Source organism: Kaistia sp. UC242_56 (genome assembly GCF_044452255.1).
Lineage (GTDB): Bacteria > Pseudomonadota > Alphaproteobacteria > Rhizobiales > Kaistiaceae > Kaistia > Kaistia defluvii_A.
Genome location: NZ_JBIOAN010000002.1, coordinates 4,133,144 through 4,148,564 on the forward strand (window position 1 = coordinate 4,133,144; position 15,421 = coordinate 4,148,564).

The 15,421-nt window shown below is 65.2% G+C and carries 13 protein-coding genes and 1 pseudogene; 10 read left to right on the forward strand and 4 right to left on the reverse strand.

What is annotated here, in order from left to right:
- The first annotated feature begins 271 nt into the window (after positions 1-271).
- From cyoA to cyoD, 4 genes are read left to right on the forward strand one after another with little or no spacing between them, the layout of a single operon-like run.
- Positions 272-1,270, forward strand: coding sequence for a ubiquinol oxidase subunit II (gene cyoA, locus ACHMWQ_RS22180; RefSeq protein WP_396309132.1), 999 nt, complete (start codon positions 272-274; stop codon positions 1,268-1,270).
- Entirely contained in the window at positions 1,271-3,274 is a 2,004-nt protein-coding gene (gene cyoB / locus ACHMWQ_RS22185) for a cytochrome o ubiquinol oxidase subunit I (RefSeq protein WP_396309133.1), read from the forward strand.
- On the forward strand, positions 3,271-3,957 hold the full coding sequence (locus ACHMWQ_RS22190) for a cytochrome (ubi)quinol oxidase subunit III (protein WP_396309134.1): 687 nt from the start codon (positions 3,271-3,273) through the stop codon (positions 3,955-3,957). Before cyoB ends, ACHMWQ_RS22190 begins: the two co-directional genes overlap by 4 nt.
- On the forward strand, positions 3,954-4,343 hold the full coding sequence (gene cyoD, locus ACHMWQ_RS22195; RefSeq protein ID WP_354551002.1) for a cytochrome o ubiquinol oxidase subunit IV: 390 nt from the start codon (positions 3,954-3,956) through the stop codon (positions 4,341-4,343). Before ACHMWQ_RS22190 ends, cyoD begins: the two co-directional genes overlap by 4 nt.
- Before the next feature lie 39 nt (positions 4,344-4,382).
- Here the strand turns inward: cyoD and ACHMWQ_RS22200 are convergent, their stop codons facing one another.
- Both ACHMWQ_RS22200 and ACHMWQ_RS22205 read right to left on the reverse strand, forming a co-directional pair.
- Positions 4,383-5,057, reverse strand: a complete 675-nt coding sequence (locus ACHMWQ_RS22200) for an HAD-IA family hydrolase (protein WP_396309135.1) — start codon at positions 5,055-5,057, stop codon at positions 4,383-4,385.
- A gap of 115 nt (positions 5,058-5,172) precedes the next feature.
- Positions 5,173-5,568, reverse strand: a complete 396-nt coding sequence (locus tag ACHMWQ_RS22205; RefSeq protein ID WP_396309510.1) for a cupin domain-containing protein — start codon at positions 5,566-5,568, stop codon at positions 5,173-5,175.
- Between the two features lie 238 nt (positions 5,569-5,806).
- Here ACHMWQ_RS22205 and ACHMWQ_RS22210 point away from each other — a divergent pair, with 238 nt between their 5' ends.
- The 6 genes and pseudogenes from ACHMWQ_RS22210 to ACHMWQ_RS22235 all read left to right on the forward strand — a co-directional run bounded on the left by ACHMWQ_RS22210 (position 5,807) and on the right by ACHMWQ_RS22235 (position 12,500).
- Positions 5,807-6,043 (forward strand): hypothetical protein, encoded by a 237-nt coding sequence (locus ACHMWQ_RS22210; RefSeq protein ID WP_396309136.1) that lies wholly within the window; start codon positions 5,807-5,809, stop codon positions 6,041-6,043.
- Positions 6,027-7,064: a DNA topoisomerase IB gene (locus ACHMWQ_RS22215; protein ID WP_396309137.1), complete on the forward strand. Its 1,038-nt coding sequence runs from the start codon at positions 6,027-6,029 to the stop codon at positions 7,062-7,064. Before ACHMWQ_RS22210 ends, ACHMWQ_RS22215 begins: the two co-directional genes overlap by 17 nt.
- Before the next feature lie 89 nt (positions 7,065-7,153).
- Positions 7,154-7,621 (forward strand): MgtC/SapB family protein, encoded by a 468-nt coding sequence (locus ACHMWQ_RS22220; RefSeq protein ID WP_354551007.1) that lies wholly within the window; start codon positions 7,154-7,156, stop codon positions 7,619-7,621.
- A 6-nt stretch (positions 7,622-7,627) separates the two neighbouring features.
- Entirely contained in the window at positions 7,628-8,887 is a 1,260-nt protein-coding gene (locus ACHMWQ_RS22225; protein WP_396309138.1) for an NAD(P)/FAD-dependent oxidoreductase, read from the forward strand.
- Positions 8,888-9,176: 289 nt separating this feature from the next.
- A pseudogene (locus tag ACHMWQ_RS22230) lies at positions 9,177-12,121 on the forward strand (PAS domain-containing protein).
- A gap of 172 nt (positions 12,122-12,293) precedes the next feature.
- On the forward strand, positions 12,294-12,500 hold the full coding sequence (locus tag ACHMWQ_RS22235; RefSeq protein WP_354551011.1) for a hypothetical protein: 207 nt from the start codon (positions 12,294-12,296) through the stop codon (positions 12,498-12,500).
- 199 nt (positions 12,501-12,699) lie between these two features.
- Here the strand turns inward: ACHMWQ_RS22235 and ACHMWQ_RS22240 are convergent, their stop codons facing one another.
- A complete protein-coding gene (locus ACHMWQ_RS22240; RefSeq protein ID WP_396309139.1) occupies positions 12,700-13,800 on the reverse strand; it encodes a mandelate racemase/muconate lactonizing enzyme family protein in 1,101 nt (366 codons plus the stop codon).
- A 52-nt stretch (positions 13,801-13,852) separates the two neighbouring features.
- The gene (locus ACHMWQ_RS22245) at positions 13,853-15,328 is read right to left on the reverse strand and encodes an aldehyde dehydrogenase family protein (RefSeq protein ID WP_396309140.1); all 1,476 of its coding nucleotides are present in this window, start codon (positions 15,326-15,328) and stop codon (positions 13,853-13,855) included.
- Between the last annotated feature and the right edge of the window lie 93 nt (positions 15,329-15,421).

Here is a 15,421-nt window from a genome sequence, read left to right on the forward strand (position 1 = left end):
GTCTCCCCCCGCCGGCGCACCCGATCCGCCGAGCCTAGCGCATGGAAAGTCCTCGCGCTTCGCCAAATATGCACCCCACTGCGCATGCGTCGCAGGCTGTTGCCGCAAGGGTACTGAACCCGGCCCAGACGGCCAAAGCCGTCCCTTGCCGTTTGAAGCCATTCTTCTATCTTGATCGGTGGCCAGCGCGTCCGACGCGCCGGCGCGTTTCTCGTCTCAATCTTCCGGATCGCTTTCTCGTACGCTTGTCGCCACGACACGGAGCGCTTGAATGACGGAGTGGAAGCGACGCCGTGCCGCGGGCCTGCGATGGGTCGCGCTGGCGATCGTGGCGGTGACGGGCAGTGGCTGCATCGGCGTGCTCAACCCCCAGGGGCCGGTCGGCCAGGCCGAGAAGCTGATCCTCATCAATTCCGTGGCGATCATGCTGACGATCGTCATCCCGACCATCCTCGTCACCCTGTTCGTCGCCTGGTGGTTCCGCGCCTCGAACAAGAAGGCCAGCTACCAGCCCGACTTCGTCTATTCCGGGCAGATCGAACTGATCGTCTGGGCGATTCCCATCCTCGTCGTCGTGCTGCTCGGCGGCATCGCCTGGATCGGCTCGCATGACCTCGATCCGCCGAAGCCGCTGGTCGCCAGTGTCAAGCCGCTCGAAGTCCAGGTCGTCTCGCTCGATTGGAAATGGCTGTTCATCTATCCCGAACAGGGCATCGCGACCGTCAACCAGCTTATTATACCGGCCGGGACGCCGGTGCATTTCGAGCTGACCTCGTCCTCGGTGATGAACGCATTCTTCGTGCCGCAGCTCGGCGGCATGATCTACACGATGCATGGCATGCGGACGAACTTGAACCTGCTGGCGAACCAGCCGGGCGAGTTTCATGGCCTGTCGTCGAACTATAGCGGCAATGGCTTTTCCGGCATGAACTTCACCGTGCGCGCGGTGGCCGGAGCCGATTTCCCAGCCTGGGTCGAGACGGCGCAGCAATCGACCAAGGTGCTCGACGACGCGGCCTATATCGCCCTGTCGCACCCGACCCAGAACGTGCCGCCGACGATCTACAAGCTCGGTTCGCCGGAGCTTTTCCGGTCGATCCTGACGCAGAAACTTCCCCCCGGTCCCGGGCCTGCCACCGGTCCGATGCACGCTGCGCCCGCCAGCGCGGAGGCGCCCAAAGTCGAAATGCCCGCCATGCCGGGAATGCCGGATGCCGAGGCGCCGCACTCCATGATGCCGGCGTCCCTATCGTCGAAGCAGGAGGGATAGATGCTCGGCAAGCTTTCCTGGGACGCGATCCCCTTCGACCAGCCGATCCCCCTGATCGCCTCCGGCCTCGTGATCGTCGTGGCGCTCGGCGTGCTCGCCTGGGTCGTCGCCAAGGGCCATGTCCCCTATCTCTGGCGCGAATGGATCACCTCCGTCGACCACAAGCGGATCGGCGTCATGTACACGCTGATGGCGCTGGTCATGCTGCTGCGCGGCTTCGTCGACGCGCTGATGATGCGCACGCAGCAGGCGGTCGCGTTCCAGTCGCAGGGCTATCTGCCGCCCGAGCACTACAACCAGATCTTCTCGGCGCACGGCACGATCATGATCTTCTTCGTGGCGATGCCCTTCGTGATCGGGCTGATGAACATCGTCGTCCCGTTGCAGCTCGGCGTGCGCGACGTTGCCTTTCCAACGCTGAATTCCGTCAGCTTTTGGCTCGCCGCTTCCGGCATGCTGCTGATCAACCTGTCGCTGGTGATCGGCGAATTCTCGCAGGCCGGCTGGCTCGCCTATCCGCCACTTTCCGGCATCCAGTATTCCCCCGGCGTCGGCGTCGATTATTACATCTGGGCGCTGCAGATATCCGGCGTCGGCACCCTGCTGACCGGCATCAACCTCGTCACCACGATCCTCAAGATGCGGGCGCCCGGCATGAGCTATCTGCGCATGCCGATGTTTTGCTGGACGTCGCTCGCCTCCAACCTGCTCATCGTCGCGGCCTTTCCGGTGCTGACCGCGACCCTCGCCATGCTGGCGCTCGACCGCTACCTCGGCTTCCACTTCTTCACCAACGAAGCCGGCGGCAACGTCATGATGTATGTCAACGTGATCTGGATCTGGGGCCATCCGGAAGTCTACATCCTGATCCTGCCGGCCTTCGGGATCTTCTCGGAAGTGATCTCGACCTTCTCCAGCAAACCGTTGTTCGGCTACCGCTCGATGGTGCTGGCGACGATGTCGATCTGCGTGCTCTCGTTCCTCGTCTGGCTGCACCACTTCTTCACCATGGGCGCCGGCGCCAACGTCAATGCCGTGTTCGGCATCGCGACGATGATCATCGCCGTGCCGACGGGGGTGAAGGTATTCAACTGGCTCTTCACCATGTATGGGGGCCGCATCCGCTTCACCACGCCGGTGCTCTGGACGCTCGGCTTCATGGTCACCTTCGTCATCGGCGGCATGACGGGCGTGCTGATGGCCGTGCCGCCGGCCGATTTCCTGGTGCACAACAGCCTGTTCCTGGTGGCGCACTTCCACAATGTCATCATTGGTGGCGTGCTGTTCGGCGCCTTCGCCGGCTACACCTACTGGTTCCCCAAGGTATTCGGCTTCACCCTCGACGAGAGGCTCGGCAAGCTCGCCTTCTGGCTCTGGGTCGTCGGCTTCTATCTCGCCTTCATGCCGCTCTACGTCGTCGGCCTGCTCGGCATGACCCGGCGGATGCAGCATTACGACGTGCCGGAATGGCGGCCCTGGCTGCTGCTGGCGGCGGTCGGCGCGCTGTGCATCCTGGCCGGCATCGTCGCGCAGGCGGCGCAGCTCTATGTCAGCATCCGCGACCGCGAGAGGCTGCGCGACGTCTTCGGCGACCCATGGGACGGCCGCTCGCTGGAATGGGCGACGACCTCGCCGCCGCCGGTGTTCAATTTCGCCGTGCTGCCGAATGTCGAGGACGAGGAGCCCTATTGGGGCATCAAGCAGCGGGCGCTCGCCGCGCAGCGGCTGGTGCAGGAGCCTGATTATGAGGCGATCGAGATGCCGCGCAATTCGCCGACCGGTTTCGTCACAGCCTTCTTCACCACCCTCATGGGCTTCGCGCTGATCTGGCACATCTGGTGGATGGTGATCCTCGGCCTCGTCGGCGCCTTCGCCACCTTCGTCGTCTTCGCCTGGCGCGATGTCGATGAATACGAAATCCCGGCCGAGGAAGTGGCGCGGCTCGATCGCGAGCGCCGCCGCCTGCGCGAGGAAGCGCTGCCCACGCTGAGGCAACCGGCATGAGCGACATCGCCGTCAGCCCCGACACAGACCCCTACAGGATGGGACACCAGCCGCGCGCCAAGGGCCATGGCCACGGCCATCATGGCGGAGATGCCACCGGCCATGGCGAGGGCGGGCCGGCATCGAAGCGCACCGTCGTCGCCTATGGGTTCTGGATCTTCCTGCTCAGCGACATCATCATGTTCTCGGCCTTCTTCGCCACCTATGCGGTGCTGGTCGATGCAACCGCCGGCGGGCCGAGCGGCAGGCAGCTGTTCGAACTGCCGCGCGTCGCGATCGAGACGGCCTGCCTGCTGGCATCGAGCTTCGCCTGCGGGCTGGCGATGATCGCCAGCCAGGTTCGCAACCACCTCTGGACCCAAGTCGCTTTGCTCGCGACCGGCGTGCTCGGGCTCGTCTTTCTCGGTCTCGAACTGCAGGAATTCGCGATCATGATCGACCAGGGCGCCGGGCCGACGCGCAGCGCCTTCCTGTCGGCCTTCTTCGCGCTGGTCGGGCTGCACGGCCTGCATGTCTTCACCGGCCTGCTCTGGCTCGGCACGATGATGGCGCAGGTCGCGGTCAAGGGCTTCCATCCGCGCATCCTGCGCCGGCTGATGTGCTTCAGCCTGTTCTGGCATGCCCTCGACATCATCTGGGTCGCCCTTTTCACGGTTGTCTACCTGATCGGAACGACATCATGACCTCGCACCCCGTCGACCAGCATGACGTCGCACCGGGCGACGAGCAGATCTCGGAATCGATCGCCAGCGGCGTCCTGGGCTATCTGGTCGGCTTTGTGCTGGCGGTCATCCTGACGGCGATGTCGTTCTACGTCGCCAGTTCCGACCTGCTCTGGGGGCCGGGCATCGCCATGGGCCTCGTGGTGCTGGCGATCGCCCAGATGGGCGTGCATCTGGTGTTCTTCCTGCACATCACCACCTCGCCCGACAGCACCAACAACGTGCTGGCCCTCGCCTTTGGCGTGTTCATCGTCTTCCTGGTGCTGGCCGGCTCGCTCTGGATCATGGCGAACCTCAACCACAATCTGATGCCCGACCAGATGATGGAGCAGATGAAGAACATGTGAGCGGCCAGGCGCCACTTCCGCGCCCGACCCGGCACATCCTCAGCGGATGTCGCGCAGTACGGTCAGCCGGCCGTCTGCGTCGCTGGAGACCCGCAATCCCTCATAATGGCTGACGCCGGGATGGCTGGAAGCGAGCGGCGCGGTGTGCGTCGCCTGGATCACCAGCACGCTGGCGCCGGCGCGCTCGCCGGCTTCGATGCCAGCCGGGGCATCCTCGAACACCAGGCAATCCGACGCCACGACGCCGAGCCGGCTGGCGGCTAGCAGGTAACAGTCCGGCTCGGGCTTGCCGATCGCCACATCGTCGGCGGTGACGAACACGGCCGGCGGCGTCAGGCCCGCGGCCTCAAGCCGGCGAAGGGCGAGGAGACGCGGCGCCGAGGTGACCAAAGCCCAGCGATCCGCCGGCAGCGCGCCGAGGAACGCCGCCGCGCCGCCGATCTCCCGCACCCCGTCGACGTCGTCGATCTCGGCCTTGAGAATCCAGTCCGCTTCAGCGTCGGCATCGACGCCCGGCAAGGCCAGCTGGCGTACCGTGTCGATGGCCCGCTTGCCGTGCAGCGTCGGCAGGAAGGCGGCGACGTCGAGGCCATGCCGGCCGGCCCAGTCCGACCAGACGCGCTCCGCCGCCTCGATCGAGGTCAACAGCGTTCCATCCATGTCGAACAGGAAGGCCGCAAAGGAACGTCCGCCGAACAGCGCATCCGTCGTCATGGAAAGCCTCTTGCTGATAGCGTGCGCGCGGGTCGCGGCAGCGCCGGAATGGGTCGCTGCGACCCTTACCCGCCTTGCCGCCCGCTGTCAGCCCCGCCTATGCAGACCGCGACCCTCAGCGCCGGTATTGCTCCTCGGTGACCGGCTCCATCCAGTCGACGACCTTGCCCTCGAAGACTTCCTGGATGGCGATGTGGGTCATCGCCGTCGTCGGGCCTGCGCCATGCCAGTGCTTTTCGCCAGGCGGGAACCAGACCACGTCGCCCGGAAAGATCTCTTCGACCGCGCCGCCGAGCCGCTGCGCCAGGCCCTTGCCCGACGTGACGATCAGGGTCTGCCCCAGCGGATGGGTGTGCCATGCCGTCCGCGCGCCGGGCTCGAAGGTGACGTTCGCCCCCTGCACGCGCGCCGGGTCGAACCCGTTGAACAGCGGGTCGATGCGCACGGTGCCGGTGAACCAGTCCGCAGGCCCCTTGCCGGATGCCTGGGTGCCAACTCGCCTGATTTCCATTTCGCAGTCCTCGCCCGGTTCGTTCCGATGACAAAGACATAGCGTGTTTTCGCACAAAGCGATGGCCGCTTCTCGGCCTGCCTGCGGCGCCGACAGAGCGGTGAGGCGGAACGCGAACAAGCTGCCGCCCCACGTTCGAAAATTTCCTCCCGCTCTCCCGTGATGTTGCCGGAACTCGCGAGGCGCGCTGTCGTTGGAGCAATCACCGACCATCATCTCGATCAGCAAGGAGACAGCCATGACGGCAATTTCAGAACAGTCCATCCGGGCCGAAGCCGAGCGGATCTTCGAGGCGAAGGGTCGACCGATCTGGTCCCATCCGCTCGACTACTGGACGGAAGCGTCCAACCTCCTGGCCCGGGGCACCGCCCGCGAACAAAAGCGGGAGGCCCGTCGCGCGATGATCGACTTCGGCGCTGCCGCGCCGCGTTCGGGCGGTCATATCCCGCAGGACCATGATGCCGGACAGCTCTGAGCTCGAGGAAGCCGTAGCCGCGTCCGAGCCGCTGGAAGGGCTCAAGCGGGCGCGCGCCGAAGATCTTGGCATCCGCCGGCGCCGCCGCGGTCGTGGCTTCTCCTATGTCGATCGCAAGGGACGGACGATCCGCGCCAAGGCTGCCTTGGAGCGGATCGCCAAGCTGGCCATCCCGCCCGCCTATGAAGACGTCCGCATCTCGAGCGACCCGACCTCGCATCTGCAGGCGATCGGCCGCGATGCGGCCGGGCGCTGGCAGCATCGCTATCACGAGAACTGGACCGGCGTTCGCGAATCCCGAAAGATCGAGAGGCTGGCCCTTCTTCTCGACGTGCTGCCGAAGATCCGCGCCCGCGTCCGGGCCGACATGGCGCGCCGGAAGCTCGACCGCTCGAAGGCGCTCGCCTGCGCCGTCGCGATCCTCGACGAGACCCATATTCGCGTCGGCTGCGAGGCCTATGTCTCGACCAGCGGTGCTCGCGGTGCGGCAACTTTGCTCAAGCGCCATTCGAGCCTCGGCAAGGAGCAGGTCCTGCTCTGCTTTCGCGGCAAGGGCGGCACGCAGTTCCGCTGTACGGTGCTGCATTCCCCGCTTGCTCGCGCGCTGAGCCGGATCGCCGAACTTCCGGGCCGCCGCCTGCTGCAATATCAGGATGCTTCCGGCGTGGTCCGGCCCATCCATGCGCAGGAGATCAACGCCTATCTGAAAGAGATCTCCGGCGCCGAAATCACCGCGAAAGATCTCCGGATGCTGGCTGCCAACGCGCTCGCGGCGCAGGAATTTGCCGCGATGGAGCCGGAGACAGTCGAAACGCGGCAGCGCCGCCAGATCGGGGCCGTCATGCGGAAAGTGGCGGAGCGCCTCGGCAATACCCCGGCCGTCACCCGCAAGAGCTACGTCCATTCCCGCATCGTCGAGGCCTTCGCCGCGGGCGGTCTGCCCGCCATCGTGAAGACCTGCCGGAGCGTCGGCTTGCGCAAGCGCAGCGAGAGCCTCGTGAAGCGCCTCATCGCCTCCTGAGCCGCCTCGAAAACCTTGTGCGTTCGCGCTGGAACCGGATCAAGGCGAAACCGTTTAACGGCGGGCCAAAAGGAGGCATAGCGCCAGATATGGAAGAGTTCGCACAGCAGTTTGGCCAGAAGACCTGGCTGCCCTTCTCCGTCATCTCGGCCCGCCTGCTGCTGGCAGCCGTGCTCGGCGCCATCGTCGGTTTCGAAAGGGAATGGCGAAACCGCCCCGCCGGACTGCGCACGCACATCCTGATCTGCGTGAGTACGGCGGCCATCGCGATCATCGCGACCGAAATCACGCATCTGGGCGATTTCGGCGGCCAGGAAATCCGGATCGACCCGCTGCGCCTCGTCGAGGCCACCACGGCCGGCGTCGCCTTCCTGGCGGCTGGACTGATCTTTTTCTCCAAGGGCGAAGTGCATGGCCTCACCACCGGGGCCGGCATGTGGCTCGCCGGCGCGGCCGGGCTCGCCGTCGGACTGGGCTTCTGGCAGATCGCCTTGCTCTGCACGGTGATTGCCCTGGCAACCTTCGGCCTGCTGTCCTTTCTCCCCCGCGGCCGGTGAGGGATCGTGGCTGATCTCGACTTCGCAAGCCCATCCAGCAATTCCTCGATCCATCCGCTCCGCAACGGCTCCGGCCCATGGCAGCTTCACTGGCCGCAGAAGATGCCGCTGCTGCGCGTATCAGGGACAGTCAGCTGCGACGTCGTGGTCGTCGGCGCCGGCATAACCGGCGCCATGACAGCGGAAATCCTGACGCGGGCCGGCCATTCGGTGATCGTCGTCGACCGGGCATTTCCCGGACGCGGCAGCACGGCGGCTAGCACCGCGATGCTGCTTTGGGAAATCGACACGCCCCTGGTCGAACTAGCCGATCTCTACGGCTTCGAGAAGGCTTCCGCCGTCTACCAGCGCAGCCTTCTCGCGGTATCGGGCATCGCCGATATGGTCGAGCAACTCGCCCTGCCCTGCCAGTTTGCCCTGCGGCCCTCGCTCTATCTGGAGCCCGCCGGCGAAGGCGCCGGCGATCTGGCGCAAGAGCACGCGGCCCGCGCCCAGGCCGGGCTGCCTGGGGCTTTGCTCTCGCGCGAGGAACTGATCGGCGCCTTCGGCTTCGACAGGCCGGCGGCTCTCATCTCCCCGGGATCGGCCGAAGCCGATCCCGTCCTGCTTTCGCACGGCCTGCTTCAGACCGCGTTCCGGGGCGGCGCGCGGCTGGTTGCCGACGAGGCGGTTCGCTACGACTGGGACGACGACGCGGCCTATGTCGCGCTGGCCTCCGGCGCCTCGCTGCACGCCAAGAAGATTGTGCTGGCGACCGGCTATGACATGCCCGATTTCGTCCGCTCCGATCTGCACAGCATCGTCTCGACCTGGTGCGTCTCGACAGGCCCCGTGCCGCGCAACGCGATCTGGAATGACCGGGCGCTGCTCTGGGAGGCGGACGATCCCTACCTCTATGCCCGCCTGACCCAATCGGACGAGATCGTCGTGGGTGGCGAGGATGAGGTGATCGAAGACGCGGACGAGCGCGACAAGAAGATGGCCGAGAAATCGGCAACCCTCGCTCGCCGGATGCGCGCTCTATGGCCCGATCGCGACTACACCTTTACCTCGTCCTGGACGGCGGCATTCGGCCAGACGGAAGACGGACTTCCCTTGATCGGCCCGGTGCCGGGCGCGCGCAACATCCTCGCGGCCTATGGCTATGGCGGCAACGGCATCACCTTCAGCTTCATGGCTTCGCGCATCATCGCCGAACTCGTCGCGGGCGCGCCGCGGCCTTGGTTCGACGATTTCGCGCTGGATCGCGGGCAGCCTTCAACTTGATGAAAGATACGATCCCGGGAGCGCCAGCGATAGGTGCCGCGCGAGGATGGAACACCGGATGATTGTATAGATTGGAAGATCGGGGAGTCTGGCAGATGTTTCCGGGGAGGAATTGGGATCGCGTTGAGGGACATGCACCAGCTCCGCTGCGACCCTCGACTATTCTAGCCTGCCGATGCAGCGTTCACGACCGGATGATGTCCTGTTTCATTTGAAACGGGGTGTCGATGCCCCTATAACCGCTTGATCGCAAACGATTAGCCTGCGCAACTGGAAGAAGTTCACGGATATGAGCCAGAACAATACGCCCGCGTCGTCTGGCTCGGATACCGGCTTTCTGGCAGGCGGCGGCGAGATGGCCGAGCGCATCGCCAGCTATGATTGGGCGTCCACTTCCCTCGGGCCGGTCGCCGACTGGCCGCAATCCCTGAAGACGACCATCGGACTCGTCCTGCGCTCGCCCGTGCCGATCGTTATGCTCTGGGGCGCCGATGGCGTGATGATCTACAATGACGGCTATTCCCGCTTTGCGGGCGGCCGTCATCCCGTCATTCTCGGCAGCAAAGTGCTCGAGGGGTGGCCCGAGGTCGCCGATTTCAACGCCCATGTGATGAAGGTTGGCCTCGGCGGGGGCACCCTCGCATACAAGGACCAGGAGCTCACGCTGTATCGAAACGGCGTTCCCGAGCAGGTCTGGATGAACCTCGACTATTCGCCGATCCCGGACGAAAACGGCCTGCCGATCGGCGTCATCGCCATCGTCGTCGAGACGACCTCCAAAGTGAAAGCGGAGCAGTGGCTCCAGGGCGAGCGGGAACGGCTCAGCCAGATGTTCCAGCAGGCCCCCGGCTTCATGGCGCGGCTGACGGGACGCGACCATGTCTTCGATCTGGCCAACCCGGCCTATCTGGCTCTGGTCGGCCATCGCGACATCGTCGGCAAGCCGATCCGTGCGGCGCTGCCGGAACTCTCCGGTCAGGGCTATTTCGAGCGGCTAGACCGGGTTTTCGAGACGGGCGAACCGTTCATCGGCCTGGAACTGCCGGTGATGCTGCGGCGCCTGCCGGACGACGAAAGCGAGCAGCGCTTCGTCGATCTCGTCTATCACCCGCTTCGTGACGATACCGGCTCGATCATCGGCATCTTCGCCCAGGGCACCGACGTCACCGAACGCGTGCTGGCGCGCCGCGCAGCCAATGCCAGCGAGGCGCAGTTCCGCACATTCGCGCAGGTGATGCCCAACCATTTCTGGACGGCGACGCCGGAAGGACAACTCGACTGGTTCAACGACCAGGTCTACCGCTATAGCGGCGCCGGAGCCGGCGATCTCGACGAGGATGGCTGGCTGTCGCTGGTCCATCCCGACGACGTGCTGTCAATCACCGCCAAATGGCGTTCAGCGCTGCAAGCGGGCACGCAATACGAGACCGAGTTCCGCATCCGCCGCGCCGATGGCAGCTATCGCTGGTTCCTGGTTCGGGCCATGCCGGTGCGGGACGACGATGGCTCGATCCGACGCTGGGTCGGGACCAATACCGACATCGAGGAAGCCAAGGCCACGGCACGCGCGCTTGCTGAATGGACCGAGACGCTCGAGGCGCGCGTGGACGCCGAGATGGCCGAACGTCGCAGCGCCGAAGCAGCGCTGCAGCAAGCCCAGAAGATGGAAGCGATCGGCAATCTGACCGGCGGCGTGGCGCATGATTTCAACAATCTGCTGCAGGTTCTCTCCGGCAATCTGCAATTGCTGAGCCGCGACATATCCGGCAACGAGCGGGCCGAGCGCCGGGTCGCCACAGCCCTGACGGCGGTCGGGCGTGGCGCCAAGCTCGCCAGCCAGTTGCTCGCCTTCGGCCGCCGCCAGCCCCTGGCGCCGAAGGTCCTCAATGTCGGCCGCTTCGTCTATGGCATGGAAGACATGCTGCGGCGGACGCTCGGCGAGAGCATCGAGATCGAGGTTCTCGTCTCCGGCGGCCTCTGGAACACCTTCGCCGATCCGACCCAGATCGAGAACGCCCTGCTCAATCTCTGCATCAACGCCCGCGACGCGATGGAGGGCACGGGCAAGCTGACCATCGAGGCCGGCAATGCCTTCCTCGACGAGACCTATGCCCGCGCCCAGCCCGAGGTGGTTCCCGGCCAGTATGTCGTGATGGCGGTGAGCGATACAGGCTGCGGCATGACGCCCGAAGTCATGTCGCGCGTGTTCGAACCCTTCTTTTCGACCAAGCCGGCCGGCAAGGGCACGGGGCTCGGCCTTGCCATGGTGTTCGGTTTCACCAAACAATCCGGCGGACACGTCAAGATCTACAGCGAGCTCGGCCATGGCACGACGGTGAAGCTCTATCTCCCGCGCACGCAGCAACGGAAGATGTCCCGTCCACCCAGGACTATGGCCCCGTCACCGGCGGCGAAGAGACCATTCTGGTCGCCGAGGATGATGAGGAAGTGCGCGCCGCCGTGATCGACATGCTGGGCGGGCTCGGCTATCGCGTCCTCAAGGCAAAGGATGCCGACAGCGCGCTCAGCATCATCGAAAGCGGCATCCCGATCGACATGCTCTTTACCGACGTGGTGATGCCGGGAACGCTGAAGAGCACGGATCTCGCCCGCAAGGCACGCGAGCGAATCCCCGGCATCGCGGTTCTCTTCACCTCCGGCTATACGGAGAATTCCATCGTGCATGGCGGCCGGCTCGACGCCAATGTCGAGCTGCTTTCCAAGCCTTACACCGTCGAGGCGCTGGCGCGGAAGATCCGCCATGTGCTCGGTAACGAGCAGCAGCGCAATGCCGCCAAGGCGGTGCTGTCGGCGCCCGAGGCCGCCCGGCCCGTCGCGCCCCCGCCGCCGGTCCAGCAGGAAGCCCGGCCGCTGCGCGTGCTGCTGGTCGAAGACGAGGTGATGATCCGGATCAACTCCACCGACGTGCTGGAGGAACTCGGCCACGAGGTCATCGAAGCGCGCGATGCCGAGCAGGGGCTCGCCGCCCTGGAGGCCCATCCGATCGATGTCATCGTGACCGATCTCGGACTGCCCGGCATCTCCGGCGCCGACTTTGCGCTGATGGCGCGGGCGATGCAGCCCGAGATCCCGATCGTCTTCGCCACCGGCGACAGCCAGGCGCCTGCCTTGCCCGGCAAGCCCGGCATTCTGCTGCGAAAGCCCTATGACGGGGACGACATGCAGGCGGCCATCGAGGCGGCTACCGCATCGTCCTCGCCGGGCGAGGAATAGCTTCTAAAGCCGGCTAAGCATCATCCGGCCGTAGGCGTGATCTGGGGTGTGCACGTTCCGCTAGAACGCTCGTGCCGCCCCTTCCGGCATTCGACTTTGCAACCGAGGTCGGATAAACTTGTATCTCTGGTGAGAGCTGTCTCTCGCCCTGAATCGGGGTTTGAGAACGGATATGGAGCAATCACTACCGACACTTCGCGAGGAGCTTGAGCAACTCGCCGAGCAGTCGATCAGCGATGAGGCGAGATCCGCGTTGCAGCGGGCCGCCTGCGTCGTGCGTCAGACCGAACTTCCCGCCCCAGGCCAGAAGACCGGCACCTCCGCATTGACCGACGAAGAGCGCGCCGATGGCGGCCTGATCGAGCGCCTCGGCGAATAGAACGGCCCGCCGTTCCGTCCTTTGCTTACAAGCCGGAAATAGAAACAGCCCCGGAAGCCTGAACGCTGCATGCGCTGAGGCTTCCGGGGCTTTTCATTTCTCGGACCCTTTGGAGCGCCGCCGTCACGGCCTCGCTCGAAATATCAATTCTGGTCAATCGGTTGGAGCGCCTCGCCGCTCAAGGAGGCGGCGAGAAGCGTCAAGCGGTAGGAAGAGCTTCCAGCGCGGCCCAGTCGAACCGAACGCCGCTGCCCGGCTCGTCCGGCGCCACGGCGCGGCCATCCACCACCACCAGCGGGCGCAGCGTGTAGCGATCGATCTGGAACGCATGCACCTCCAGCCAGCCGGCATTCGGCACGGCCGGGACGAGGCTCACATGCAGTTCCTGCATGCCATGGCTGCAGACGGGTATCCCCAGCGGCTCGGCCAGCTTCGCGACACGCAGGAAGCCGGTGACGCCACCGCAATTCGACGCGTCGGGCTGGATGAAGGACAGCGACGAATGCTCGAAGGCATGCTTGAACTCCTGCAGCGTGTGCAGGTTTTCACCCATCGCCAGCGGCACGCGGGTCGCCTTGGCGAGTTCCCCATAGCCGGCGAAGTCATCGGGTTCCATCGGCTCCTCGAACCAGGTCAGATCGAACGGTTCGAAGGCCTTGCCCGCCGCGATGGCGCGGTCGAGGTCATAGCCGAAATTGCCGTCGACCATCAGCTTGTTCGACGGTCCGATCCGCTCGCGCACGGCACGCAGACGCGCCACGTCCTCGGCCAGGTCCGGCTTGCCGATCTTGATCTTGATGGCGCGGTAGCCCTGGTCGAGATAGCCGCCCACGCTTTGGACCAGCTTCTCGATCGGATAGTTCAGATCGACGCCGCCGCGATAGGTCAGGGGCGACTTGCCGGCGCCGCCCGCCATTTTCCAGAGCGGCAGGTTCTGCCGGAGGCCGCGCAGATCCCACAGCGCGATGTCGATCGCCGAGATGGCGAAGGAGGCGATGCCGCCACGGCCGACATAGTGCAGGCGCGACTGCATCTCGTCATAAAGCGTATCGATATCGTCGGCGTCGTGGCCAATCAGCATCGGCGCGAGGTCGTGGTCGATCATCGCCTTGGTGGCGTGGCCGCCGGTGCCGATCGTGTAGGTATAGCCAAGGCCCGACTGGCCGTCCGCAGTCTCGATCTCGGCCGTCACCAGTTCGAAATAGGTCTGCAGGCCGTGCCGCGCATCCTGCATCGGTTCCTCAAGCGGAACCCGGAAGACGCGCGATCGGATGCCGGTAATGGCCTGACGGCTGGACATGTTTATCTTCCCCTTGGAGAATTTTGGTGTCGAACGACCCGGCGAAGCCAGATCAGCCCCAGTTGACGTACATGGTCTTCTTCTGGAAATAGCCATCCAGGCCGTATTTGCCGTCCTCGCCGCCGAGGCCGGACTGTCCCCAGCCGCTATGGAAGCCCTGAAGAAGCTCGCCATTGGTGCGGTTGAAGTAGATCTCGCCGAAGTTCAGGCCTGCCGCGACCCGCATCAGCCGCTTCAGGCTGCCGGTGTAGACATAGGCGGAGAGGCCATAGTCGGAATCGTTGGCGAGCCGCACCGCTTCCTCGAAATCGTCGACGATGACGATCGGCACGACCGGCCCGAAGATCTCCTCGCGCATGGCCGGGATCGCATTGTCCTTCGCGAGCAGGACGGTCGGCGCATACCAATGGCCCTTGGAGTGGACGCCCTCGCTCAGCTTGCCGCCTTCGAGCAGGACCTCGGCGCCGGCCTCGACGCTGCGGCGCACGATATCGGCGATCTTATCGACCTCCGGACCGCTGATCTTCGGCCCGATGTCGGGATTGTCGAGCGGATCGCCGATGACGAGGGCGCGGCTGCGGGCAATGAACTTCTGGATGAACTCATCCGCGATGGCGCGGTGCAGATACATGCGCTCGTTGCAGGTGCAGATCTGGCCGCAATTGGTATAGCGCGCCGTCACCGCGCTTTCGACCGCGCGGTCGATATCGGCGTCTTCCATGACGATGAACGGAGCCTTGCCGCCGAGTTCGAGGCGAATCGGCTTGATGCGGGCGGCGCCCGAGGCATAGATCTCGCGGCCGGCGCGCGTGCTGCCGGTCATGGTGATCAGGTCGGATTGCGGGCTTTCGACCAGAGCCTGGCCGACCGTGCGACCGGTTCCCGTCACCACGTTGAAGACGCCGGCCGGAATGCCGACCTTCTCCGCCAGGGCGGCGATGGCCAGGCCCGACAGCGGCGTGAACTCATGCGCCTTGAGGACGAAGGTGTTGCCGGCGACCAGCGCCGGACCGAGCTTGCGCGCCGTCAGCGCCGAGGGATAGTTCCACGCCGTCAGACCCACCACCACGCCATAGGGCGCGCGGCGGATCCAGATTTCCTCATTGGCGGCGTCGGAGGGCATGATGTCGCCCTCGATGCGGCGTGCGCTCTCGGCCGCATAGCGCAGGAACGCCTCGGTCGCGCCGATCTCGCCATAGGCCTGGTTGAGCGGCTTGCCCTGCTCGGCGACGACGACATGGGCGAGGAGATCGCGATGGTCGCGCACGGCATCGGCCAGCAGGCCGACCAGCCGGCCGCGTTCCGGGGCGGGTATGGCCGCCCATCCGGGTTGTGCCCTTTTGGCAGCGTCGAGGGCCGCCTGCGCATGCTCCGCGGAGCCCCCCGGAACGGTGCCGATGATGTCGCCATTGGCGGGGTTCTCGATCTCGACCACCGGCGCCGCGCTTTCGGCATGCCAGGCGCCGTCAATGAACATACCGATATGCGACGGGGTTTCCGCCACGACGCCACCAAGCTTTTCGAGCACAACTTCCTCCAGATTTGGTCGGACCAAATTTTGAAGAGGTTGGACCACACCTCATCCCAATTTGTCAATTGTTCTGGAATTCACAAAGATTTA

What these genes read in the sequence shown, in the direction of transcription:
- cyoB (WP_396309133.1), top strand. Translation starts at nt 1,271, where the DNA reads ATGCTCGGCAAGCTTTCCTGGGACGCGATCCCCTTCGACCAGCCGATC.
- ACHMWQ_RS22235 (WP_354551011.1), top strand. Translation starts at nt 12,294, where the DNA reads ATGGAGCAATCACTACCGACACTTCGCGAGGAGCTTGAGCAACTCGCC.
- ACHMWQ_RS22205 (WP_396309510.1), bottom strand. Translation starts at nt 5,568, where the DNA reads ATGGAAATCAGGCGAGTTGGCACCCAGGCATCCGGCAAGGGGCCTGCG.
- ACHMWQ_RS22220 (WP_354551007.1), top strand. Translation starts at nt 7,154, where the DNA reads ATGGAAGAGTTCGCACAGCAGTTTGGCCAGAAGACCTGGCTGCCCTTC.
- ACHMWQ_RS22200 (WP_396309135.1), bottom strand. Translation starts at nt 5,057, where the DNA reads ATGACGACGGATGCGCTGTTCGGCGGACGTTCCTTTGCGGCCTTCCTG.
- cyoA (WP_396309132.1), top strand. Translation starts at nt 272, where the DNA reads ATGACGGAGTGGAAGCGACGCCGTGCCGCGGGCCTGCGATGGGTCGCG.
- ACHMWQ_RS22240 (WP_396309139.1), bottom strand. Translation starts at nt 13,800, where the DNA reads ATGTCCAGCCGTCAGGCCATTACCGGCATCCGATCGCGCGTCTTCCGG.
- cyoD (WP_354551002.1), top strand. Translation starts at nt 3,954, where the DNA reads ATGACCTCGCACCCCGTCGACCAGCATGACGTCGCACCGGGCGACGAG.
- ACHMWQ_RS22190 (WP_396309134.1), top strand. Translation starts at nt 3,271, where the DNA reads ATGAGCGACATCGCCGTCAGCCCCGACACAGACCCCTACAGGATGGGA.
- ACHMWQ_RS22215 (WP_396309137.1), top strand. Translation starts at nt 6,027, where the DNA reads ATGCCGGACAGCTCTGAGCTCGAGGAAGCCGTAGCCGCGTCCGAGCCG.
- ACHMWQ_RS22210 (WP_396309136.1), top strand. Translation starts at nt 5,807, where the DNA reads ATGACGGCAATTTCAGAACAGTCCATCCGGGCCGAAGCCGAGCGGATC.